Genomic DNA, 22,060 nt, shown 5'->3' on the forward strand with positions numbered 1-22,060 from the left:
GCAAAGCATGACGCGCGTGATTGCAGTGACCAATCAGAAAGGCGGTGTGGGTAAAACCACCACCTGCGTCAATCTTGCTGCGTCACTGGTTGCTATCAAACGCCGGGTTTTGCTGGTCGATATGGACCCGCAGGGCAACGCCACCATGGGTAGTGGTGTGGATAAAAACGCCCTTGAATTGTCTGGCTACGATTTACTGACGAAACGCGCAACCGCAGGCGAAGTCGTGGTGAAAACCGATCCGGCCGGTTTCGATTTGCTTCCGGGAAATGGCGACCTGACCGCCGCTGAAGTTGAGCTGATGAACGAAATTGGCCGTGAACACCGGTTGCGCCTGGCCTTGAGTGAAGTGCGGGACAACTACGACTACATTTTGATCGACTGTCCTCCGTCCTTGAACCTGTTAACCGTTAACTCGTTATCGGCAGCCGATTCTGTGTTGATTCCCATGCAGTGTGAATACTATGCCTTGGAAGGACTGGCGGCTTTGATGAACACCGTGGAACAAATAAAGGAAACGGTGAACCCCCAGCTGGAGATGGAAGGCATTCTGCGCACCATGTATGACCCGCGTAACAGCCTGACACTCGATGTTTCCGGCCAGTTGCAGGAGTATTTCGGTGACAAGGTCTACCGGGCGGTGATTCCCCGCAATGTGCGCTTGGCAGAAGCGCCCAGCTACGGCATGCCGGCACTGAACTACGATAAAGCGTCGAAAGGGGCCATTGCCTACCTGGCGATGGCGGGTGAGATGGTCCGTAGGCACGGAACAAAAAAGACATCCAGCGCCGTTGCGGTGTAACATAGTTCGCCGTCAGGCAACCATGCATCCATTATTTCACTAGGAAGAATGACTACTACCATGGCGGCGAAGAAGCGAGGCTTGGGCGAACGTGGTTTAGGGGCTCTGTTACAGGGTTCCAAAGTGAACCTCAATCAGAGCAGCGAGAGCACACAGCGCGACGGTGAGATGCAGGACATCCCTGTTGATCTCATCCAGCGTGGGCGTTACCAGCCTCGTCGCGATATGGATCCTGCGGCGTTGCAAGAACTGGCCGACTCTATTCGTCAGCAAGGCGTTATGCAGCCGGTTGTGGTGCGGGCTATAGAAGATGGCCGTTACGAGCTGATTGCCGGCGAACGTCGTTGGCGCGCCACCCAGCTGGCCGAGCTGGACAGCATTCCCGCAATTATCCGCGAAGTACCGGATGAAGCCGCCATCGCCATGGCGCTGATCGAGAACATTCAGCGTGAAAACCTGAATCCCATCGAAGAAGCCTTCGCGCTGCAGCGTTTACAAGACGAGTTCGGTCTGACTCAGGCCCAGGTCGCCGAGGCTGTGGGTAAGTCCCGGACAACGATTACCAACCTGCTGCGTTTGATCGGCCTGACCGAAGACGTGCGAACCATGCTGGAGCATGGTGATCTGGAAATGGGGCATGGCCGGGCCATGCTGACACTGCCACCCGAGCAGCAAATGCAGGTGGCCCGTCAGGTGGTGGCGAAATCGCTTTCCGTGCGCCAGACCGAAGCATTGGTGCGCCGTTTGCAGCAGGAATCCCCCGAAGAAAAGGGCGAAGACAAAAAAGCCCTTGATCCGAACATTCGGGCCCTGCAAGACGATCTTTCCGAGCGCTTGGGTGCCCGGGTATCGATTGCTCATGGCAAGCGGGGTAAGGGAAAGCTGGTTATCGAATACACCTCGTTGGATGAACTTGATGGAATATTGGGTCATATTCGCTAAGCACCGAAAATTTAGCGAAATCATCCGAAAGGCCTAGTATCACCCGCAAACACCAGATGTGGTTGTGCGATAGGTTGCAGACCACAACTTGTGTGAAGTTGAAGCGTCTGTTACCTTCAATTGCTTAAAAAACATCCAGATTATCCCCAAGACTCAGTTGAACCGCTAGCGGTTAACACATATAATTCCGCGCGCTTGGAATGACAGTAGGTGATATGACCCGTTATAGGAAAGCCATCACGTACGTGCCGCTGGCAAAGTGGCTCACCATTGAGATGGCCACACTGATCATTCTCAGCATGTTTTGGTTTACAGAAAGTCGTTTGGCTGGTTATTCCGCGTTCATCGGCGGTCTTATTTTTGTCATACCAAACGCGTATTTTGCCCATCGAACCTTCCGGTATCAGGGCGCCCGCCAGATCCATGTGGCGGTAGGAAATATGTTCAGGGCTGAGAGCATCAAGCTCGCCCTTACCGCAATCTTTTTTGCGGCCGTTTTCACTTTAATGGAGCCAGTACATGTACCGGCTCTGTTATTCACTTTTGCTGTGATGGTTGTGTTGGGTACGGCACTGCGCTGGCTCATCCGGCCGCAACCACAGCGATGACTGGACGAGAGCAGTATGGCAGCTGATACCCCAGTAGAGTATATAAAACACCACCTAACCAACCTTACCTATGGCAAGCTTCCGGCCGGCTATGAGCGGGCTGACGGCAGTGTGATGCAAGAGGCCGGCTGGTCATTTGCAACCACCGCTCAAGAAGCAACAGACATGGGTTTCATGGCGATCCACGTGGATACCATGGGTTGGTCCATCGCAATGGGCCTTCTATTCTTGGGCTTGTTCCGTTTTGCCGCCTCCCGTGTGACCGAAGGTGTGCCGACCGGACTGCAAAACCTGGTAGAGGTGTGTTTCGAGTTTATCCAAGGGCTTGTCCGTGACGTTTTCCACGGCAAAAACCCTCTGATTGCGCCTTTAGCGCTGACGATTTTCGTCTGGATCTTCCTGATGAACGTCCTGAAGCTGATTCCTGTGGACTTCATCCCGTCTCTGGCGCACGCCATGGGCCTGGAATACTTCAAAATCGTCCCGACCACCGATCCAAACGCCACCTTTGGTATGTCGTTTGGGGTGTTCCTGCTTATCTTGTTCTACAGCTTCAAGGTGAAAGGCGTAAGTGGCTTCAGTAAAGAACTGGCCTTTAACCCGTTCAACCATTGGTCCATGATTCCGGTCAACCTGCTGCTCGAGATCCTGGCTTTGATCATCAAGCCGATCAGTCTGGCACTGCGTTTGTTCGGTAACATGTACGCCGGTGAAGTTGTGTTTATCCTGATTGCCTTGTTGCCATTGTGGATCCAGTGGACGCTGAACGTCCCCTGGGCTATTTTCCACCTTTTGGTTATTCCGCTTCAGGCCTTTATTTTTACCGTGCTGACTGTGGTTTACCTCAGTGCAGCGCACGAAGATCACTGATTTACCCTTAAATACACAAACCCTTAACTATCTGAAAAAACTGAGGAGTTCTCAATGGAAATGGTATTTATCGCAGCTGCGTTGATCATCGGTCTGGGTGCTTTGGGCGCCGGTATCGGTTTCGGTCTGCTGGGCGGCAAACTGCTTGAATCTACAGCGCGTCAGCCAGAAATGGCTAACCAGCTGCAAACTAAAGCATTCATCATGGCGGGTCTGCTTGACGCCGTTCCCATGATCGGTGTTGGTATCGCGATGTACCTGATCTTCGTTGTTGCTGGTTAATTAGACCGAGAATGCAGGGCGCTGGTGGGAGACACCGCGCCCTATTTCCGGAAACCAGGACGCAACGAATAGCAAGAGGTATATTGCCGTGAATATAAACCTTACGTTGATAGGGCAATCAATTGCCTTCGCTATTTTCGTCTGGTTCTGCGTCAAGTATGTATGGCCGCCGATCACGGCAGCCATGGAAGCGCGCCAGAAGAAAATTGCAGACGGCCTTTCCGCCGCAGACCGTGCATCACTAGACCTTGAGCTTGCTCAAGAGAAAGCTGCTAAAGAACTGCGCACAGCGAAAGAAGAAGCTGCAGCCCTGATTGACCAGGCCAATAAGCGTGCCGCCCAGATCGTCGAAGCCTCTAAGGACGACGCTCGTAAAGAAGGCGAAAAGCTTATTGAACAGGCCAGGGCAGAAATTCAACAGGAGCGTGTTCAGGCTCGCGACGCACTGAGAAACGAAGTGGCAGCCTTGGCTGTTGCCGGTGCCGAGAAGATTCTGGAAACCTCTGTCGACGGCAAAGCTCACAGCGAGATGCTGGAAAAGCTGGCCGCAGAACTCTAATAGAGGGTCATCATGGCAGAACTAACTACGTTAGCCCGACCCTACGCGAAAGCCGTTTTTAAAGCCGCGCAGGACCAGAATGCCGTTGATCAGTGGGATCAGGCTCTGGCTTTCGCAGCTCAGGTTGCGGCTGACCAAGAGGTAGTGAACATCCTGGCCAATCCTGGCCTGTCTGAGCAACGCAAGGCGGAACTCTTCGCAGACTGTTTTGAAGAGCCGCTGCCTGAAGCACTCAGAAACTTCCTGTTGATTCTTGCTGAAAACAAGCGTCTGGCCCTGTTGCCAGAAGTTTCTGCGTTATTCGCTCTGTATCGTGCAGATCTGGAGCAATCCGTTAAGCTGACAATCGATACCGCATTCGAGCTGTCGGGCGACGAGCAACAGAAACTGATTGACGCATTGTCCAGAAAGCTGGAGCGCAAGGTTGAGCTTGAAACCGCAGTGGATCAGTCTCTGATCGGCGGCGTGGTAGTACGCACAGGCGACCTGGTTATCGACGCTTCAGTCCGTGGCAAGCTGGCCAGAATGGCCAAGGCTCTGGGCTCCTGATTTCAGCACAAGGTTTGAGGACAAAGGCATGCAGCAACTGAATCCATCCGAGATCAGTGACATCATCAAGAAGAGAATCGAGAAACTCGACATCTCTTCCGAAGCAAAGAACGAAGGTACGATCCTTTCCGTTTCTGACGGTATCGTACTGATTCACGGTCTGGCCGACGTTATGTACGGCGAGATGATTGAATTTGCCAACGGCACTTACGGTATGGCGCTGAACCTTGAGCGTGATTCTGTTGGTGCGGTTGTTCTGGGCGACTACCAGGACCTGGCCGAAGGTCAGAAAGTCCGTTGTACTGGTCGTATCCTGGAAGTACCGGTTGGTAACGAACTGCTGGGCCGTGTAGTAGACGGTCTGGGTAACCCGATCGACGGCAAGGGCGAGCTGGGCAACACTCAGACCTCTCCGGTTGAGAAGGTTGCACCGGGCGTTATCGCTCGTCAGTCCGTTGATGAGCCGGTACAGACTGGTCTGAAAGCGATCGATACCATGGTTCCAATCGGTCGTGGTCAGCGTGAGCTGATCATCGGTGACCGTCAGATTGGTAAGACTGCGGTTGCAATCGACGCGATCATCAACCAGAAGAACACTGGCATCAAGTGTATCTACGTTGCGGTTGGTCAGAAGCAGTCGTCCATCGCTGCGGTTGTGCGCAAGCTCGAAGAGCACGGCGCTATGGACCACACCATCATCGTTGCCGCTGGCGCCGCCGATCCTGCAGCAATGCAGTTTCTGGCTCCGTACTCCGGTACTTCTATGGGTGAATTCTTCCGCGACCGCGGTGAAGACGCTCTGATCGTATACGATGATCTGTCCAAGCAAGCTGTTGCTTACCGTCAGATTTCCCTGTTGCTGCGTCGTCCGCCAGGACGTGAAGCATACCCGGGTGACGTTTTCTACCTGCACTCCCGTCTGCTGGAGCGTGCTTCTCGCATCAACGCTGAAGAAGTTGAAAAGCTGACCAACGGTGAAGTGAAAGGTAAGACCGGTTCCTTGACCGCTCTGCCGATCATCGAAACCCAGGCTGGTGACGTTTCTGCGTTCGTTCCGACCAACGTGATCTCCATCACCGACGGTCAGATCTTCCTGGAAACCAACCTGTTTAACTCCGGTATCCGTCCTGCCATGAACGCAGGTATCTCGGTATCGCGGGTAGGTGGTGCAGCTCAGACCAAGATCATGAAGAAGCTTGGCGGTAGCATCCGTCTGGCACTGGCTCAGTACCGTGAACTGGCGGCATTCGCCCAGTTCGCTTCTGATCTTGACGAAGCGACCCGTAAGCAGCTTGAGCATGGTCAGCGCGTAACCGAGCTGATGAAGCAGAACCAGTACAGCCCGATGACTGTGGCTGAAATGGGTACTGTCCTGTTCGCAGCAAACGAAGGCTTCCTTGACGATGTTGACGTAGACAAGGTTGTGAACTTTGAAGCACAACTTCTGGACTGGATGCGTGCCGAGCAGAAAGAACTGCTCGACCAGATCGGTCCTGAAGGTAAGTTCAACGACGACATCGCTGCCGGCCTGAAAGCTGCTCTGGAGAAATTCAAGACCACTCAGAGCTGGTAAATCCATTGGGCCCGCCGATAAGCGGGCCTGCTGGTCCCTTTGAGTGTCTAACTTGAAAAGGCAGTGACTTATGGCCGTCGGAAAAGAAATACGTAACCAGATCGGAAGCATCAAGAGCACGCAGAAGATCACTTCCGCCATGGAAATGGTGGCGGCGAGTAAGATGCGTAAAGCTCAGGAACGCATGCAGGCGACTCGCCCGTATGCGGAAAAGATGCGTCAGGTAATCGGACATATTGCCAAGTCCAACAAAGATTACCGTCATCCGTTCATGCAGGAGCGTGAGGTCCAGCGGGTAGGCTACATTGTAGTTTCCTCAGACCGCGGCCTGTGTGGTGGTTTGAACACGAACGCGTTCAAACTGCTCGTGCGCGAAATGCGTGAATGGAAAGAAAAAGGTATTGAGACCGATATCTGTGCCATCGGCCAGAAAGCCGCCTCCTTTTTCCGCAGCTACGGCGGAAATGTGGTGGCAGCCCTGACCCACATGGGCGACAGCCCGAGTGCGGAACAGCTGATTGGCAGCGTTAAGGTGATGCTGGATGCGTTCGTGGAAGGCAAGATTGACCGCCTGTTCCTGATCAGCAACGAGTTTGTAAACACCATGACGCAAAGCCCGAAGTCAGAGCAGCTCTTGCCTCTGCCGGAAGGTTCAGATGACGACGTCGGTCGCCAGTGGGATTACATCTACGAGCCGGACTCACGTCCGATTCTTGACGGGTTGATGCCACGTTATATCGAATCCCAGGTGTATCAGGGTGTGGTAGAGAATCTGGCCTGTGAACAGGCCGCCCGGATGATCGCTATGAAGAGCGCAACTGACAACGCTGGTGGCATCATTGATGAGCTCCAGTTGGCCTATAACAAAGCCCGTCAGGCAGCGATCACACAAGAGATTTCGGAGATCGTGAGCGGCGCAGCATCTGTTTGATCGCGCTCACTAACCTACTGGTTTTATTGACTACTAGATAACGAGGAACCGAGCATGAGTAGCGGACACATCGTTCAGATCATTGGCGCGGTTATCGACGTGGAATTTCCACGTGACGCCGTGCCAAGCGTTTACGACGCACTGCTGCTTGAAGGTGGCGAAACAACTCTGGAAGTCCAGCAGCAGCTGGGTGACGGCATTGTACGTACCATCGCCATGGGCAGCACTGAAGGCCTCAAGCGTGGCCTGAAAGCAGAAAACACCGGCAAACCGATTTCTGTACCCGTGGGTACACAAACGCTGGGCCGGATTATGGATGTTCTGGGTCGTCCTATCGACGAACAGGGTCCGATCGGTGAAGAAGAGCGTTGGGGCATTCACCGTAAAGCACCAGGTTATGCTGACCAGTCAGCCTCTGCCGACCTGCTGGAAACCGGCATCAAGGTTATCGACCTGATCTGCCCGTTCGCCAAGGGTGGTAAAGTTGGTCTGTTCGGTGGTGCCGGTGTTGGTAAGACCGTTAACATGATGGAACTGATCAACAACATCGCGAAAGAGCACTCTGGTCTCTCTGTATTCGCCGGTGTTGGTGAGCGGACTCGTGAAGGTAACGACTTCTACTACGAAATGAAGGACTCTAACGTTCTTGATAAAGTAGCAATGGTCTACGGCCAGATGAACGAGCCCCCAGGAAACCGTCTGCGTGTAGCACTGACCGGCCTGACCATGGCTGAGAAGTTCCGTGACGAAGGTCGTGACGTACTGTTGTTCGTAGACAACATCTACCGTTACACCCTGGCCGGTACCGAGGTATCTGCACTGCTGGGCCGTATGCCTTCAGCGGTAGGTTACCAGCCGACTCTGGCTCAGGAAATGGGTGAGCTGCAGGAGCGTATTACCTCCACTAAAGACGGCTCTATCACGTCTATCCAGGCGGTATACGTACCTGCGGATGACTTGACTGACCCATCCCCGGCCACCACCTTCTCGCACCTTGACGCGACGGTTGTACTGAGCCGTGACATCGCTTCCAAGGGTATCTACCCGGCGATCGACCCGCTTGACTCTACTTCCCGTCAGCTGGATCCGCTGGTGATTGGTGAGCAGCACTACAACGTGGCTCGTGGCGTTCAGAACGTTCTTCAGCGTTACAAAGAACTGAAAGACATCATCGCCATCCTGGGTATGGACGAGCTGTCAGAAGACGACAAGCTGATCGTATCCCGTGCACGTAAGATTGAGCGTTTCCTGTCTCAGCCTTTCCACGTTGCTGAAGTATTCACCGGTTCCCCCGGTAAGTACGTGTCTCTGAAAGAGACCATCGCCAGCTTCGAAGGAATTCTTAACGGCGACTACGATGACATGCCAGAGCAGGCGTTCTACATGTGCGGCGGCATCGAAGAAGCGATTGAGAAAGCTAAGGCAATGAAGGAGAAGGAAGGTAAATAACACCTTTCTTCACTTTCAGACGCAAGAGGCGTAAGAAATGGCTATGACCGTACATTGTGACGTCGTAAGTGCCGAAAAGAAAATTTACTCCGGTCTGGTGGAGATGCTGATCGCCACCGGTACTGAGGGTGAGCTTGGTATTCAGTTTGGCCATGCTCCGCTACTGTCTGCGCTCAAGCCGGGCGCAGTGCGGATCATCAAACAGGGTGGCGCTGAGGAAATTCTGTACGTATCCGGTGGATACATTGAAGTACAGCCAAACCTCGTGACTCTGATGGCCGACTCTGCAATTCGTGCGAAAGACGTTGACGAAGCTGCAGCTCTGGAAGCCCAGAAGGAAGCTGAGAAGGCACTGGCAAACAAATCAGGCGAGTTTGAATACTCCCGGGCCGCAGCAGAGCTGGCAGAAGCCGCTGCTCAGCTGCGCACTATCCAGAAACTGCGCAAGAACCTGCGATAAGCAGTGCTTGCGTCAGTGCCCGGACAGGCCTGACAGTGAACCGCATCCGCAGGTGGCGGGCGCTGGTGTTCCGAGAGGAAACCAGTGGCCTCTCATCGGGGTGCGGTTTTTTACTATGAGATGACCAACGAATTTGGAGTTGTTCGCCCCATGAATCCGTTACACGTTGTTATTCTGGCCGCCGGTCAGGGTTCAAGGATGAAATCCGCACTGCCGAAGGTGTTACACCCGGTAGCCGGCAAAGCCATGCTGCATCACGTTGTTGAAACCGCAAAGCAACTGGGCGCAGAAAAAATACACACGGTGATCGGTCATGGTGCGGATCAGGTGCGGGCATCCCTGCAGGACGACAGCGTTAACTGGGTGCTGCAAACCGAGCAATTGGGTACGGGCCACGCGGTTGCCCAAGCGTTGCCGGATTTGCCAGACGACGCCCGAGTATTGGTTCTGTACGGCGACGTGCCGCTAACCAGCAAAGACACCTTGCAAGGCATGGTGCAAGAGCTTGACGACGAGCGCCTGGCGTTGCTCACGGTCGATCTGGATAACCCGCAGGGTTACGGTCGGATTGTGCGCAGTGCAGAAGGGCAGGTGCAAGCCATTGTTGAGCAAAAAGACGCGACCACCGAACAGCAGGCGATCAAAGAAGTGAACACCGGTATTCTGGCGGTGTCGGCCAAGCACCTGAAGAGTTGGTTGCCTACTCTTTCGAACAGCAATGCCCAAGGTGAATACTACCTGACCGACATCATCGCCATGTCAGTCGAGCACGGTTTGAGCGTCGCGGTATCCCAGCCCCAAACCGCATTCGAGGTGCAGGGCGTAAATAACCGCCTGCAACTGGCCGAACTGGAGCGTTGGTACCAACTGCAGCAAGCAGAGCGGTTGATGACTGAAGGCGCTACTCTGGCCGATCCTGCCCGCATTGATGTGCGCGGCGAGCTCAACATCGGCAACGACCTGTGGATTGATGTTAACGTCGTGTTTGAAGGCAAGGTCAGTCTTGGCAGCAACGTGAGCATTGGCCCGGGCTGTGTGATTAAAGATGCCACCATCGCCGATGGTGCCGAGATCAAAGCTAATAGCGTGATCGAAGGTGCCGTAGTTGGCGCTAACGCCCAAATCGGACCCTTTGCACGACTGCGCCCCGGTACCGAGTTGTCAGCCAATACAAAGGTGGGCAATTTCGTGGAAACTAAGAAAGCTATCGTGGGTGAGGGCAGCAAGATCAACCACCTTAGTTACGTGGGCGATGCCTCTCTTGGCCGTAATGTGAATGTAGGTGCAGGTACAATCACCTGCAATTATGATGGGGTGAATAAGTTCCGCACCGAATTGGGTGACGGCGTGTTTGTAGGCTCCAATACCTCCTTGGTGGCCCCCGTAAAAGTCGAGGAAGGCGCAACCATTGGCGCGGGCTCGACCATTACCCGAGATGTTGCCGAAAACGATTTGGCCGTAGCTCGTGGCAAACAACGGAATATTTCAGGCTGGGAACGGCCGAAAAAAGCGTAAAGACCGATTAACGAACAGGTGATAGCAGCATGTGTGGGATTGTAGGAGCGGTATCTGAACGGGATGTCCAGGGAATTCTGCTGGAGGGTCTGCGCCGACTCGAGTATCGGGGTTACGACTCCGCCGGTATGGCCGTTGTAAGTTCCGAGGCTCAGGTACAGCGTGCCCGGGAAGTGGGTAAGGTGGCTGCACTGGCCGACGCGATTGAAGCCAACCCTGTTGCTGGCCACATGGGCATTGCCCACACTCGTTGGGCGACCCACGGTGAACCGTCGCAACTGAATGCCCACCCCCACATGTCCGGTGACCGTCTGGCCATCGTGCATAACGGTATTATCGAAAACTATCAGGAACTGCGAGATGAACTGAAAGCCGAAGGCTACGAGTTCACCTCCCAGACCGATACCGAAGTGGTTGCGCACCTGATCAACAAGCACTATCAGGCCGACAACAACCTGTACAAAGCCGTGAAAACCGCGATGACCCGTCTGCGCGGTGCGTATGCTCTGGCGGTTGTACACGCCGACGAGCCAGACCACATGGTGGTGTCTCGTGAAGGCAGCCCGCTGGTTATCGGTGTCGGCATTGGCGAAAACTTCATCGCCTCTGACCAACTGGCCCTGCTGCCGGTGACCGACCGTTTCATGTTCCTGGAAGAAGGCGACATCGCCGACATCCGCAAGGACAAGATCGCTATCGAAGACCGCGACGGTAATGTGGTTGAACGTAAAATCACCCGTTTCGAGCATGCATCGGATTCGGCCGATAAAGGCGAATACCGCCACTACATGCTCAAAGAAATCTATGAGCAGCCGAAAGTAGTCAAAGCCACCATGACCGGTCGCATCACCGACGGCCGTGTTCTGGAACAGGCCCTGGGTACCGACGCCGCCAAACTGCTGGAAAACGTGCGCCACGTTCAGATCATTGCCTGCGGTACCTCGTACCACGCCGGAATGGTCGCGCGTTACTGGATTGAAGAACTGGCCGGTGTGCCGTGTTCGGTGGAGGTGGCCTCCGAGTTCCGTTACCGCAAGCACGTGATTCAGCAGGACACCCTGTTCCTGTGCATTTCTCAGTCTGGCGAAACGGCCGACACCCTGGCGGCATTGCGTCAGGCCAAAAAAGCCGGCTTCCGTGCGGCACTGGCCATTTGTAACGTACCGGGCAGCTCGTTGGTGCGTGAATCCGACCTGGTGATTATGACCCAGGCCGGCCCGGAAATTGGCGTGGCCTCTACCAAGGCCTTCACCACCCAGCTAGTCGCCTTGTTGCTGTTCTCTGTAGCTTTGGCACGCCACAACGGCCTGAGCGAAGAGAAAGAAGCGGAAATCGTAAAAGCCTTGCACCTGGTGCCCGGCCAAGTAAGCGACGTTCTGGCATTGGACGGCGAGATTGAAAACATGTCCAAAGCCTTTATGGATAAGAACCACAGCCTGTTCCTGGGCCGTGGCTCACAGTATCCGGTGGCGATGGAAGGCGCTCTGAAACTGAAGGAAATCTCCTACATCCACGCTGAAGCCTACCCGGCCGGCGAGCTGAAGCACGGACCGCTGGCGCTGGTGGACAGCGAGATGCCGGTGGTCACGGTCGCGCCCAACAACGATCTGGTTGAGAAGCTAAAATCCAACCTGGAAGAAGTGCGTGCCCGTGGCGGCGAGCTGTTTGTGTTTGCCGACAAAGCCGCTGGAGTGAAAGCCGAGCCCGGTATTCACGTGATGCAGCTGCCTTCGGTCCATGAAATCACCGCACCAATCGTCTACACCGTGCCTCTGCAGTTGCTGTCGTACCATGTCGCAGTCCTGAAGGGCACGGATGTGGATCAGCCTCGTAACCTCGCCAAGAGCGTGACGGTCGAATAACCGACCGGCCACGCTGACAGGTTTTTTAGTTGCGGCCGGTTTCCGGCCGTAACTTTTTAGGCGATTTGGTAAAGACTTAATAAAAAAATGGCAAACACCCCGGCACGCATACCCACGCACCTGGTACTTGGCTTTCTAGGCGCAGGCAAGACCACGGCAATTCTTAATCTGATGAAGCAAAAGCCGGATGGCGAGCGCTGGGCGGTGTTGGTCAATGAGTTTGGGGAGGTGGGAATCGACGGCGCCATGCTGTCGAATCAGGGCGTAGCGGTGAAAGAAGTGCCCGGCGGCTGCATGTGCTGTGTGTCGGGGCTGCCGATGCAGATTGGGCTCAACAGTTTGATCAGTTTTGCGCGCCCTGACCGGCTGTTCATCGAACCCACGGGGTTGGGGCACCCGGCCCAAGTGATTGAAACGCTGACCGGTGAGTTCTATAGGGACGTTTTGCATCTTTCCACGTCCGTTTGCCTGGTTGATCCGCGCAGGCTTGAAGACGAGCGGGTGCTTGCCAGCCGGCAGTTCCACGATCAGGTCGCCGTGGCGGAGTTGTTGGTCGCGAGCAAAGCCGAGCTGTGCACACCCGAACAACTGGCCAGGTTTGACGCTTGGGCCAGCGACTGGAAACCGGCAAAGCGGCGCATTGAACAGATCCGTGAAGGGCAGCTTCCGCTGACATGGCTGATGGGGGAGTCTGACCGACTTCCACCACAGTTTCCTGAGAGTCACCACCATCACCACGGCAAAGCACAGGCCGAAAAACCGTCACTGGCAGATGAGCCTTGGCAAACGTACGTTAACACGGGCGACGGCTACGCCAGCATGGGTTGGCGCATTCACAAAGATACGCTGTTTGATGCAATCGCACTGCAAAGTCTGGCCAGTAATGAGGACTTTGAGCGTTTTAAAGGGGTGGTTTATACCTCCGATGGGTGGTGGATGTTGAATGCTGTGCAAGGCACACTGACGCTCTTGGAAACGGAGCCTGCTGATGAATCGCGACTGGAAGTTATCAGCCGTACGCTCGACCCTGATGATCTGGATCATCAGCTTCGCGCAGCTTGCTTTATTTCTTAGCCGAATGACTTTAAGGTACTGCCTCCCAATTTATTGGAGAATCGTTGGCAGTCGCCAGATAACGATTCCAAGCCCTCTGCATGGCGCCCATGCAGAGGCGTTTTAGCCAGCACCAAGCCGACTAATATCAAGGAAAGTATGGGCGCCACCCCGTAACCTACAAACGCCCACTTTCAGAAGAACTCAGCAATGCCCAACTCCATCCTGTCTGGCTTTACAAGTAACTTTCTCGGCAACGCCCCCGTTTGGTACAAGCAAGTCATCCTGTTGTTTTTGATCGCCAACCCCATCGTGATGTACGTGTTCGGGCCGGGCGTTGCGGGCTGGTTGTTGATTGCCGAGTTTATCTTCACGCTGGCGATGGCGCTCAAGTGTTACCCGTTGCTACCGGGCGGTTTGTTGGCGGTAGAAGCTTTGCTGATTGGCCTGACCACGGCCGATGCGGTCTACAACGAAGTGCTCACCAACTTCCCGGTTATATTGCTGCTGATGTTTATGGTGGCGGGTATCTACTTCATGAAGGAACTGCTGCTGGTTACCTTCACTCAAATTCTGGTGGGCGTGCGCTCTAAATCTGCACTCTCCTTGCTCTTCTGTATTGCCGCAGCGATTTTGTCCGCGTTTCTGGACGCGCTTACCGTCACGGCGGTTATCATCAGTGTGGCCGTCGGGTTTTACTCGGTGTACCACAAAGTTGCTTCCGGCAAAGGCTATCAACAGAAAGACCACAATGCCAACAGCGATGCCGAAGTGGTCGAATTACATCGGGAAGATCTCGAAAACTTTCGGGCCTTCCTGCGCAGCCTGTTGATGCATGGGGCCATTGGCACCGCGCTCGGTGGTGTCGCCACCATGGTTGGGGAGCCCCAAAACCTGCTGATCGCCAAAGTGGTGGGTTGGGACTTTGTGGGTTTCTTCTTGCACATGGCGCCGGTGAGCTTGCCGGTTCTGGTGGCTGGCTTATGCACCTGTTGGGCGTTGGAGAAACTGCGCTGGTTTGGTTATGGCGGACGTTTGCCGAAACCCGTGCGCCAGGTACTGGAAGAATTTGCTGAAAACGAGCGGGCCAGCCGCACGGCGTCTGATAAAGCTGCGCTCTGGGTTCAGGCCGCTGCGGCGGTGGTTCTGGTGCTGGGGCTTGCGCTGCACATTGCCGAGGTTGGGCTGATTGGCTTGCTGGTGATCATTCTTATCACTTCGTTTACTGGCGTGATTGATGAGCACAAAATCGGCAAAGCCTTCCAGGAATCGCTGCCGTTCACCTCGTTGTTGGTGGTGTTTTTTGCCGTGGTGGCCGTGATCCACGAGCAGCACCTGTTCAAACCGATTATCGACTATGTTCTGAGCCTGCCTGAAAGCCAGCAACCGGGCATGTTCTTCCTCGCGAACGGCATTTTGTCCATGATCAGTGACAACGTCTTTGTCGCAACGGTGTACATCAGCGAAGTGAAGCAGGCACTGGATAGCGGCAGCATCAGTTACGAACACTTCCAAACCTTAGCCGTGGCCATTAACACCGGCACCAACCTACCCAGCGTGGCCACACCCAACGGCCAGGCGGCGTTTCTGTTCCTGTTGACCTCGGCCATTGCGCCGCTGGTGCGCTTGTCCTACGGCAAGATGGTGATCATGGCTTTCCCCTATACCTTGGTGATGGGCGGTGTCGGGTTGTATATGGTCACTCACGCTTTCTGATGCAATCTGAGCATTGGATTGCACAGTCAATCTTCTGATCTGGTACTCTTCGCTATCAATAAAGAGATTCCAGAGGGTTGTTATGCGCCTTAGCCTTCTCATGCCCGGAGCATTGCGCCGCGTTATTTACGTATTCGTGAGCGGGCTATGCTTTTTCGGGGCAGCGGGTACTGTGCAAGCAGAAAATATCCAGCACACAGGTTCCGACACCCGCACCCTGCGCGTGGCTTATATGGAATTTCCGCCGGTGACCTACCAGAATGCGTTTGGAGAGCCCGAGGGCGAGATGGTGGGAACAACGCGTAAAGTAGCCAAAGAGGCGGGTTACGAGCTGGAATTTCTATACCTTCCCGTTAGCCGCGCGTATCTCTACCTGAAAAAGGGCAGCGTCGATTTCGCGTTGGGCTTAACTGAAGTGCCGGCACTCAAAGGTGCGGTGATCGACAGCGAGATCAACCTGGTGTCCGTTGTACTGAGTGCGTGGTATCGGGAAGACCAGGCGCCGGTAACCGACATAAACGACTTTCGCGATCAGGTGGTGATACTGATTAACGGGTTCACCTACGGTGGCCTTCGGTCCTGGCTGGAACGACAGGACGACATCCGCATAACCAATGCCCCTAATCACCGCTCGGCCATCGATATGCTCAACCGTGGCCGTGGCGATTACCTGCTGGACTACCGGGATCCGGTGCGGGAAGAGTTGATGAGCTTTTCGGCAGCCAGGATTCAGGAAACCGAAATCCGAACCCGAACCGGGGCCTGGTTGTTTTCGGCAGCCATACCCGAGGCGCAAACTCTTCAGGCCGAGTTCGATGCGGCCTATCACCGTTTGGCCGAACGCGGTGAATTACCACCCGCCGACACCCGCGAAAAATCCATTCTTCTGCAAGGTTTTCCTACGCCCTAGCAGGTAAAGCTTACGCCATCTTGTTTCTGTCACACTTCGTGTATATAGTTGTGGTGTCTCTGGCTAGCTACCAGATGTTGTGTTTTGAGTGAATTTCAAACACATCGTTCAAAAGGTAGCCGGGAATCCGGTGAGAATCCGGAACTGACGCGCAGCGGTATTGGGGAACGAGCGTGGCATATTGACACTGGCAACCGCCGGGAAGTCGCCACACAAGGCCGAACCACAAGGTTCACGCCCCTGAGTCCGAAGACCTGCCAGAGACGTGTTGTTTTCTATCGCCACGAAGAAAACAGCTCGACTGCACCTTCGCGACTCAGGCGCCTGCATTTTGGCACCCTAAGGTGAGCAGCAACGAACATGGCACAGCGACAGCCCGCTCGGGTTGATGCTTTGTTCGTCCTGCGTACGCGAAGGTTATAGAACCCACGCGTATTCAGGAGATAACGGTATGTCTGCTACAGCCCTGGCCGAACCGCGGCCCACCTCACCGTCCGACACAGAAGCCCTGCAGGTTATCAAGCGCAACGGCAATCTGGTCAGTTTTACCCCGTCTAAAATCAGCGTAGCCGTTACCAAAGCCTTCCTGGCGGTGGAAGGCGATCAAGCCGCCGGATCTGCCCGAATTAACGATGCCGTTCACCGCGTAACCGAACAGGTTGTACAGGCCATCAGTCGCCGCCTGAAAGCCGGTGGCCGGGTACACATTGAAGACATCCAGGATCAGGTAGAACTGGCCCTGATGCGCGCCGAAGAACAAAAAGTGGCCCGCGCCTACGTACTCTACCGTGAAGAACACGCCCGTGAGCGCGCCCAGCACGAACCCGTAGAAGCGCACCCCCATCTCACCGTAAAACAAGCCAGTGGCCGTACCGTACCCTTGGACTTAGGCCTGATGAAACGCCAAGTCGAGCAGGCTTCTCAAGGGCTGGAAGGCATTGAAGGCGATTCGTTGGTGGAAGAGGCCATCCGCAACCTCTACAACGGCATCGACGAAGCCGAAGTCCTCAGCGCCCTGATCATGACCGCCCGCGGCCGTATCGAGCGCGAGCCAGACTACAGCGCCGTGACGGCTCGTTTGCTGCTGGAACAACTGCGCCTTGAAAGCGTCAACGCGCTGAATCTTGATACCAGCCTGAGCCTTGCCGAGGTTTATCCACAGGCCCTGAGCGCCTTTATTCACGCTGGCATTCGTTACGAGTTGCTGGACGAAGCCATGGCCGCGTTCGATCTGGAACAGCTAGGCGCAGCCATCAAATCCGAGCGCGACCAACAGTTTGGCTTCCTCGGCCTGCAAACCCTGTACGACCGTTACTTCCTGCACTGGAAAGAAGATCGACTAGAACTGCCGCAAGTATTCTTCATGCGCGTGGCCATGGGCCTGGCGCTGCGTGAAGACAGCCCCAACAGCCGCGCCATCGAGTTCTATAACCTGTTGTCGTCGTTCGACTACATGGCCTCTACGCCCACACTGTTCAACAGCGGCACCCGCCACTCCCAGCTATCGTCTTGCTACCTCACCACCGTAGGCGACGATCTGGAAGACATTTATGGCGCCATTCGCGACAACGCCATGCTCTCGAAATGGGCGGGCGGCCTAGGCAACGACTGGACACCCGTGCGAGCGCTGGGCTCCCGCATCAAAGGCACCAACGGCCAAAGCCAGGGCGTAGTGCCGTTTTTGAAAGTCGTGAACGACACCGCTGTAGCGGTAAACCAGGGCGGCAAGCGTAAAGGCGCCGTGTGTGCCTATCTGGAAAGCTGGCACCTGGACATCGAAGAGTTCCTGGAATTGCGGAAAAACACCGGTGACGAACGCCGCCGCACCCACGACATGAACACCGCGAACTGGGTGCCAGACTTGCTGATTGAACGCATGCGCCAAGACCGCGACTGGACTCTGTTCAGCCCCAGCGATGTGCCCGATCTGCACGACCTGTACGGCAACGAATTCCGCGAGCGCTACGAGCATTACGAAGCACTAGCGGCGGAAGGCAAAATCGAGCTGTTCAAAACCATCCCGGCCAAACAGCTGTGGCGCAAAATGCTGACCGTGCTGTTTGAAACCGGCCATCCGTGGATCACCTTCAAAGACCCCTGCAACCTGCGCTCGCCGCAGCAGCATAAGGGTGTTGTCCACAGCTCCAACCTGTGTACCGAAATCACCCTGAACACCAGTGCTGATGAAATCGCCGTGTGCAACCTGGGCTCGGTGAACCTGGCGGCCCACATCGCCAATGGCGAGCTGGATGTACAGCGCCTGGAGCGCACCGTAAACACCGCCGTGCGCATGCTCGACAACGTGATCGACATCAACTTCTACGCCGTGCCGCAAGCGCGTAACTCCAACCTGAAACACCGCCCGGTGGGCCTTGGCTTGATGGGCTTTCAGGATGCGCTCTACGCACTGGGCCTGCCGTACACCAGCCCGCAAGCGGTGGAATTCGCCGATGTGGCCATGGAACAGCTGAGCTACTTCGCCATTCGCGCCTCCGCCCAGCTGGCGGCCGAGCGGGGCGCGTATGAAAGCTACGAAGGTTCCCTGTGGAGCCAGGGCATACTGCCCATCGATTCCATCGAGCTGCTGAAAAAGGCCCGCCGAGAAGGCGACATCAGCGTGAACACCGACAGCCGTCTGGACTGGGCGCCGGTGCGCGAACTCATCGCCCAGCACGGCATGCGCAACAGCAACGTGATGGCCATTGCGCCGACTGCCACCATTTCCAACATTGTGGGCGTGTCGCAATCCATCGAGCCGGCGTACCAAAACCTGTTTGTGAAATCGAACCTCTCTGGCGAATTCACCGTGGTGAACCCTTCACTGGTGCGCGATCTCAAAGCCGAAGGCTTGTGGGACAACGTGATGGTGAACGACCTCAAATACTTCGATGGCAGCGTGCAGCAAATTGAGCGCATACCCACGGAACTGAAGTCCCGTTACGCCACTGCGTTCGAGATAGACGCCCGTTGGTTGGTGGAAGCCGCCTCTCGCCGCCAGAAGTGGCTGGATCAGGCCCAGAGCCTGAACCTCTACATGGCCGAACCCAGCGGTAAAAAACTGGACGAGTTGTACCAGCTGGCGTGGGAACGTGGCCTGAAAACCACCTACTACCTACGCTCACTCGGTGCCACCGGCGTGAACGAGCAAGCCGCCCCGGTAGCCGCGCCTCAGCCACAAGTGTGCAGCATCGACGAACCCGACTGCGAAGCCTGTCAGTAACCACTTACTTATTCAGAGAGGCACAACCATGTTGAATTGGGACGACGAAACCAAACCAGAAAGCCAGCCCGCTGCAGACAGCAGCGTGGCCCCGGTGAACGTAGATGACAAACGCGTGATCAACGGCGAAACCGACGTAAACCAGCTGGCGCCGTTCAAGTACCCGTGGGCTTGGGAGTTCTTCATGAACGCCAACAAAAACCACTGGACCCCGCTGGACGTGAACATGGCGCAAGACGTTCACGACTACCACCACCGCCTGAACCCGGCAGAAAAGCACGTGTTCGAAAACGTGGTGGCCTACCTGACCACCTCCGACATACTGGCCATGCGCAACATTGGCCTGGCGGTGATGGAAAAGATGACCGCGCCGGAGCTGCAAATCTACCAGGCCCGGCAGGTGTACGAAGAAGCTCTGCACACCTGGACCTACCAACACTGCATTGAAACCCTGAACCTGGATCAAAGCGAAATCTACAACCGCTACCGCGTGGTGCCGCAGATTAACGCCAAAATCCAGATGGCCAACCGCCGGCTGGATGCCGCCATGCGCCCCGACATCAACCTGCGCAACAAGGACGATCTGCAAGAATTCATCATGTCGTATCTGTTCTTTGCCGCGGTGTTTGAAGGCTGCTGGTTCTACAATGGCTTTAGCCCCATCTTCGCCCTGCAACGCCGAGGCCTGATGCGCGGCACCGGCGAGCAGTTCCAGTACATCCTGCGCGACGAAGCCATGCACTTCGCCTTCGGCCTGAAAGTGGTGAACCAGATACTGGAAGAAGAAAACATCAGCCTGGACCCGAAGGCCGTGCGCGAGATGTGGGAAGAATCCGAAGCCGCCGAGCGCGACTACGCCAACTACATCCTGCGCGACCCGATACTGGGCTACTCCGCGGAATACCACAGCGAACAGTTCCGCTTTGTGGCCAATCGAAGAGCCCGCACCGTAGGGCTGGAAGAACCGTTCCCCGGAGCGAAAAACGTCTCGCCCTGGCTGGATGAACAAGCCACCATGCGCAAAGAGAAGAACTTCTTTGAAACGCGGGTGATTGAGTACCAGACCGGGGCGCAGTTGGAGTGGTGACCTTCTGCCAGGCTAGTGCGAACAGCGCCAGCCTGGCGGATTGTTGGGGAGACTACGCTTAATCGGTTTTCTGGAAAGACAGAACCGTGGTGCCCTTGGCATTCTTCAAGTGTAGTTTTCCACCCTCAAGCGAATATTCCTCAACGTTGTCTAACCGCTGTTGGAACTGATCTGCAAGCGTCATGTCACCACAGGCCATCCGGGTGGAGGCGATTGGGCCAAACGCCAAGGTGTCTGCGGTGACGGCCTCGAGGCTTCCGAATACACGGTTACAGCCGTCAGTACCCGTAAAGCGCATTTCCGTGAGATTGAGCTCCAAGCGGGGCCGCTCACGCTCGTCGCCCAGTTGCACTGGCTGACCATCTAGGGCTTCAAGTACCCAGATATCGTGAAGTCGTAATTTGCTGTCCACCCGTTTGTCCAGAACCTCTAACAGTTCGTAGTCAATCGACGACTTATCCGCTGGCGCCTGGTTTGCCGGCAGTTGCGTTTCTTTCACTTTCAGTTTGTAGACATACCCCTGCTTATAATCAAATCCTTGAATGGAGCCGTAGAACAGCTGCCAGTCATCGCCAGAGAGCTCGTCTCCTTCCTGAACCTGCAGACATTGCGTAGGCCCCACGCCCACGCACTTGGCTTTCAAGCTGTTTACCCAATAGGTATTTGTGGTTGAGTTTGGGGCGGTGTTGTTGGTACTGGACGGGCCGAATGCAGAACACCCTGCTAAAAGGGACGCACCCAGAGCAATGGCGATAGAACTTCTCAACATGTTCTCACCTTTCATCATAATCCTTGAGTTATGGCTTGATTGCCCAAGCCGACGATGGCCCTCAAGGTAACAGATACACACAGGATGTACCCTTTCATAACGGTAACCCTTCAGAACCGAGCTAAGTTTCTGTTTCTGTGAGAGAACTCCTGCCAGCAATTGGGAAAGTTAGAAGGTTTCGTCAATCGGGCTACGAACACCAAAACCACCTTTCTGAACGACATGGGTATAGATTTCGGTGGTGCGTATGTCTGAGTGGCCAAGAAGCTTCTGGATAGTGCGAATATCATAGCCAGTCTCTAGCAGGCGGGTGGCAAAACTGTGGCGAAAGGTATGACTGCCGGCGAGTTTGCGAATTCCGGCAGCTTGGATTGCGCGGCGAAAATGTTTTTGCACCGTTCGGTCCAACAAACGGTGTCGCCTGTGAATACCTGAACGAGGGTCTCGAGAAAGACCCTGAGCGGGAAATACATACTGCCAACCAGGCTCCTGACTGGCATTCGGATATTTGCGAGCGAGGCCCGTGGGAAGATACACAGAGCCAGATCCTTTCAAGAGATCCGCCTGATGCAGGTGTAGAGCGGAGTCAATCTGGTGTTTTAAAGGCTCTACAAGGCGATTTGGAAGTAGGGTAATTCGATCTTTAGCCCCTTTGCCGCTTCGAACAATCAACTGCTGCATATCAAAATCAACATCTTTAACTCTCAGGCGCAGGGCTTCGTTGATTCGTAGACCAGAACCGTAAAGCAGCATGGCAACAAGCTTGTAGTCTCCGCTCAGGTTGTGAATAACCGATCTGGCTTCCTCCGGTAATCCCCCCGAAAAACAGCGGTGTTTAAAAGTAGAATTTTCCGTAAGCTACACGCAGGGAGATTCTGCATGAAGAAGTCACGTTTTTCCGAC

19 protein-coding genes, 1 pseudogene and 1 riboswitch are annotated in these 22,060 nt (G+C 55.1%); of the genes and pseudogenes, 18 read left to right on the plus strand and 2 right to left on the minus strand.

What is annotated here, in order from left to right:
• Positions 1-7: 7 nt before the first annotated feature.
• The 18 genes from MWU64_RS10705 (at position 8) to MWU64_RS10790 (ending at position 20,388) form a co-directional block, all read left to right on the plus strand.
• Positions 8-802, plus strand: a complete 795-nt coding sequence (locus MWU64_RS10705) for an AAA family ATPase (RefSeq protein ID WP_247064235.1) — start codon at positions 8-10, stop codon at positions 800-802.
• Between the two features lie 60 nt (positions 803-862).
• On the plus strand, positions 863-1,744 hold the full coding sequence (locus tag MWU64_RS10710) for a ParB/RepB/Spo0J family partition protein (RefSeq protein ID WP_247064237.1): 882 nt from the start codon (positions 863-865) through the stop codon (positions 1,742-1,744).
• 200 nt (positions 1,745-1,944) lie between these two features.
• Positions 1,945-2,352 (plus strand): ATP synthase subunit I, encoded by a 408-nt coding sequence (locus MWU64_RS10715; RefSeq protein ID WP_247064239.1) that lies wholly within the window; start codon positions 1,945-1,947, stop codon positions 2,350-2,352.
• 15 nt (positions 2,353-2,367) lie between these two features.
• A complete protein-coding gene (gene atpB, locus MWU64_RS10720; protein WP_247064241.1) occupies positions 2,368-3,222 on the plus strand; it encodes a F0F1 ATP synthase subunit A in 855 nt (284 codons plus the stop codon).
• Positions 3,223-3,276: 54 nt separating this feature from the next.
• Positions 3,277-3,504, plus strand: coding sequence for a F0F1 ATP synthase subunit C (gene atpE / locus MWU64_RS10725; protein ID WP_014423137.1), 228 nt, complete (start codon positions 3,277-3,279; stop codon positions 3,502-3,504).
• 88 nt (positions 3,505-3,592) lie between these two features.
• Entirely contained in the window at positions 3,593-4,063 is a 471-nt protein-coding gene (locus MWU64_RS10730; RefSeq protein WP_199005563.1) for a F0F1 ATP synthase subunit B, read from the plus strand.
• Positions 4,064-4,075: 12 nt separating this feature from the next.
• Positions 4,076-4,612: a F0F1 ATP synthase subunit delta gene (locus MWU64_RS10735; RefSeq protein WP_199005564.1), complete on the plus strand. Its 537-nt coding sequence runs from the start codon at positions 4,076-4,078 to the stop codon at positions 4,610-4,612.
• A gap of 28 nt (positions 4,613-4,640) precedes the next feature.
• Positions 4,641-6,185: a F0F1 ATP synthase subunit alpha gene (atpA, locus tag MWU64_RS10740; RefSeq protein ID WP_199005565.1), complete on the plus strand. Its 1,545-nt coding sequence runs from the start codon at positions 4,641-4,643 to the stop codon at positions 6,183-6,185.
• A gap of 70 nt (positions 6,186-6,255) precedes the next feature.
• On the plus strand, positions 6,256-7,116 hold the full coding sequence (gene atpG / locus MWU64_RS10745) for a F0F1 ATP synthase subunit gamma (protein WP_247064243.1): 861 nt from the start codon (positions 6,256-6,258) through the stop codon (positions 7,114-7,116).
• A 54-nt stretch (positions 7,117-7,170) separates the two neighbouring features.
• A complete protein-coding gene (atpD, locus tag MWU64_RS10750) occupies positions 7,171-8,565 on the plus strand; it encodes a F0F1 ATP synthase subunit beta (protein WP_247064245.1) in 1,395 nt (464 codons plus the stop codon).
• A gap of 37 nt (positions 8,566-8,602) precedes the next feature.
• Positions 8,603-9,025 (plus strand): F0F1 ATP synthase subunit epsilon, encoded by a 423-nt coding sequence (locus MWU64_RS10755; RefSeq protein WP_247064247.1) that lies wholly within the window; start codon positions 8,603-8,605, stop codon positions 9,023-9,025.
• A 150-nt stretch (positions 9,026-9,175) separates the two neighbouring features.
• The gene (gene glmU, locus MWU64_RS10760) at positions 9,176-10,540 is read left to right on the plus strand and encodes a bifunctional UDP-N-acetylglucosamine diphosphorylase/glucosamine-1-phosphate N-acetyltransferase GlmU (protein ID WP_247064249.1); all 1,365 of its coding nucleotides are present in this window, start codon (positions 9,176-9,178) and stop codon (positions 10,538-10,540) included.
• A gap of 29 nt (positions 10,541-10,569) precedes the next feature.
• Positions 10,570-12,402, plus strand: coding sequence for a glutamine--fructose-6-phosphate transaminase (isomerizing) (glmS, locus tag MWU64_RS10765; protein WP_247064251.1), 1,833 nt, complete (start codon positions 10,570-10,572; stop codon positions 12,400-12,402).
• 87 nt (positions 12,403-12,489) lie between these two features.
• The gene (locus MWU64_RS10770; protein ID WP_247064253.1) at positions 12,490-13,476 is read left to right on the plus strand and encodes a GTP-binding protein; all 987 of its coding nucleotides are present in this window, start codon (positions 12,490-12,492) and stop codon (positions 13,474-13,476) included.
• A 189-nt stretch (positions 13,477-13,665) separates the two neighbouring features.
• Positions 13,666-15,171 (plus strand): sodium/proton antiporter NhaB, encoded by a 1,506-nt coding sequence (gene nhaB, locus MWU64_RS10775; protein ID WP_247064255.1) that lies wholly within the window; start codon positions 13,666-13,668, stop codon positions 15,169-15,171.
• An 82-nt stretch (positions 15,172-15,253) separates the two neighbouring features.
• Positions 15,254-16,081 (plus strand): transporter substrate-binding domain-containing protein, encoded by an 828-nt coding sequence (locus tag MWU64_RS10780; protein ID WP_247064257.1) that lies wholly within the window; start codon positions 15,254-15,256, stop codon positions 16,079-16,081.
• 69 nt (positions 16,082-16,150) lie between these two features.
• A riboswitch (cobalamin riboswitch) is annotated at positions 16,151-16,358 on the plus strand.
• Between the two features lie 174 nt (positions 16,359-16,532).
• The gene (locus MWU64_RS10785) at positions 16,533-19,301 is read left to right on the plus strand and encodes a ribonucleoside-diphosphate reductase subunit alpha (RefSeq protein WP_247064259.1); all 2,769 of its coding nucleotides are present in this window, start codon (positions 16,533-16,535) and stop codon (positions 19,299-19,301) included.
• A gap of 28 nt (positions 19,302-19,329) precedes the next feature.
• Positions 19,330-20,388: a ribonucleotide-diphosphate reductase subunit beta gene (locus MWU64_RS10790; protein ID WP_247064262.1), complete on the plus strand. Its 1,059-nt coding sequence runs from the start codon at positions 19,330-19,332 to the stop codon at positions 20,386-20,388.
• Positions 20,389-20,446: 58 nt separating this feature from the next.
• Here the strand turns inward: MWU64_RS10790 and MWU64_RS10795 are convergent, their stop codons facing one another.
• Together MWU64_RS10795 and MWU64_RS10800 are read right to left on the minus strand one after the other, a co-directional pair.
• Positions 20,447-21,157 carry a DUF4377 domain-containing protein gene (locus tag MWU64_RS10795; RefSeq protein ID WP_247064264.1) on the minus strand — a complete coding sequence of 237 codons (711 nt, stop codon included), beginning with the start codon at positions 21,155-21,157 and terminating at the stop codon, positions 20,447-20,449.
• Between the two features lie 168 nt (positions 21,158-21,325).
• Positions 21,326-21,955: pseudogene (locus tag MWU64_RS10800) on the minus strand (integron integrase); the annotation flags it as partial.
• Positions 21,956-22,060 lie beyond the last annotated feature (105 nt).

It is taken from the genome of Marinobacter sp. S0848L, assembly GCF_023016065.1.
Classification (GTDB): Bacteria; Pseudomonadota; Gammaproteobacteria; order Pseudomonadales; family Oleiphilaceae; genus Marinobacter.

Bases quoted from the DNA above. Each gene is read 5' to 3' on its own strand.
- MWU64_RS10705 (WP_247064235.1), top strand. From the start codon at position 8: ATGACGCGCGTGATTGCAGTGACCAATCAGAAAGGCGGTGTGGGTAAA.
- MWU64_RS10710 (WP_247064237.1), top strand. From the start codon at position 863: ATGGCGGCGAAGAAGCGAGGCTTGGGCGAACGTGGTTTAGGGGCTCTG.
- MWU64_RS10715 (WP_247064239.1), top strand. From the start codon at position 1,945: ATGACAGTAGGTGATATGACCCGTTATAGGAAAGCCATCACGTACGTG.
- atpB (WP_247064241.1), top strand. From the start codon at position 2,368: ATGGCAGCTGATACCCCAGTAGAGTATATAAAACACCACCTAACCAAC.
- atpE (WP_014423137.1), top strand. From the start codon at position 3,277: ATGGAAATGGTATTTATCGCAGCTGCGTTGATCATCGGTCTGGGTGCT.
- MWU64_RS10735 (WP_199005564.1), top strand. From the start codon at position 4,076: ATGGCAGAACTAACTACGTTAGCCCGACCCTACGCGAAAGCCGTTTTT.
- atpA (WP_199005565.1), top strand. From the start codon at position 4,641: ATGCAGCAACTGAATCCATCCGAGATCAGTGACATCATCAAGAAGAGA.
- atpG (WP_247064243.1), top strand. From the start codon at position 6,256: ATGGCCGTCGGAAAAGAAATACGTAACCAGATCGGAAGCATCAAGAGC.
- atpD (WP_247064245.1), top strand. From the start codon at position 7,171: ATGAGTAGCGGACACATCGTTCAGATCATTGGCGCGGTTATCGACGTG.
- MWU64_RS10755 (WP_247064247.1), top strand. From the start codon at position 8,603: ATGGCTATGACCGTACATTGTGACGTCGTAAGTGCCGAAAAGAAAATT.
- glmU (WP_247064249.1), top strand. From the start codon at position 9,176: ATGAATCCGTTACACGTTGTTATTCTGGCCGCCGGTCAGGGTTCAAGG.
- glmS (WP_247064251.1), top strand. From the start codon at position 10,570: ATGTGTGGGATTGTAGGAGCGGTATCTGAACGGGATGTCCAGGGAATT.
- MWU64_RS10770 (WP_247064253.1), top strand. From the start codon at position 12,490: ATGGCAAACACCCCGGCACGCATACCCACGCACCTGGTACTTGGCTTT.
- nhaB (WP_247064255.1), top strand. From the start codon at position 13,666: ATGCCCAACTCCATCCTGTCTGGCTTTACAAGTAACTTTCTCGGCAAC.
- MWU64_RS10780 (WP_247064257.1), top strand. From the start codon at position 15,254: ATGCGCCTTAGCCTTCTCATGCCCGGAGCATTGCGCCGCGTTATTTAC.
- MWU64_RS10785 (WP_247064259.1), top strand. From the start codon at position 16,533: ATGTCTGCTACAGCCCTGGCCGAACCGCGGCCCACCTCACCGTCCGAC.
- MWU64_RS10790 (WP_247064262.1), top strand. From the start codon at position 19,330: ATGTTGAATTGGGACGACGAAACCAAACCAGAAAGCCAGCCCGCTGCA.
- MWU64_RS10795 (WP_247064264.1), bottom strand. From the start codon at position 21,157: ATGTTGAGAAGTTCTATCGCCATTGCTCTGGGTGCGTCCCTTTTAGCA.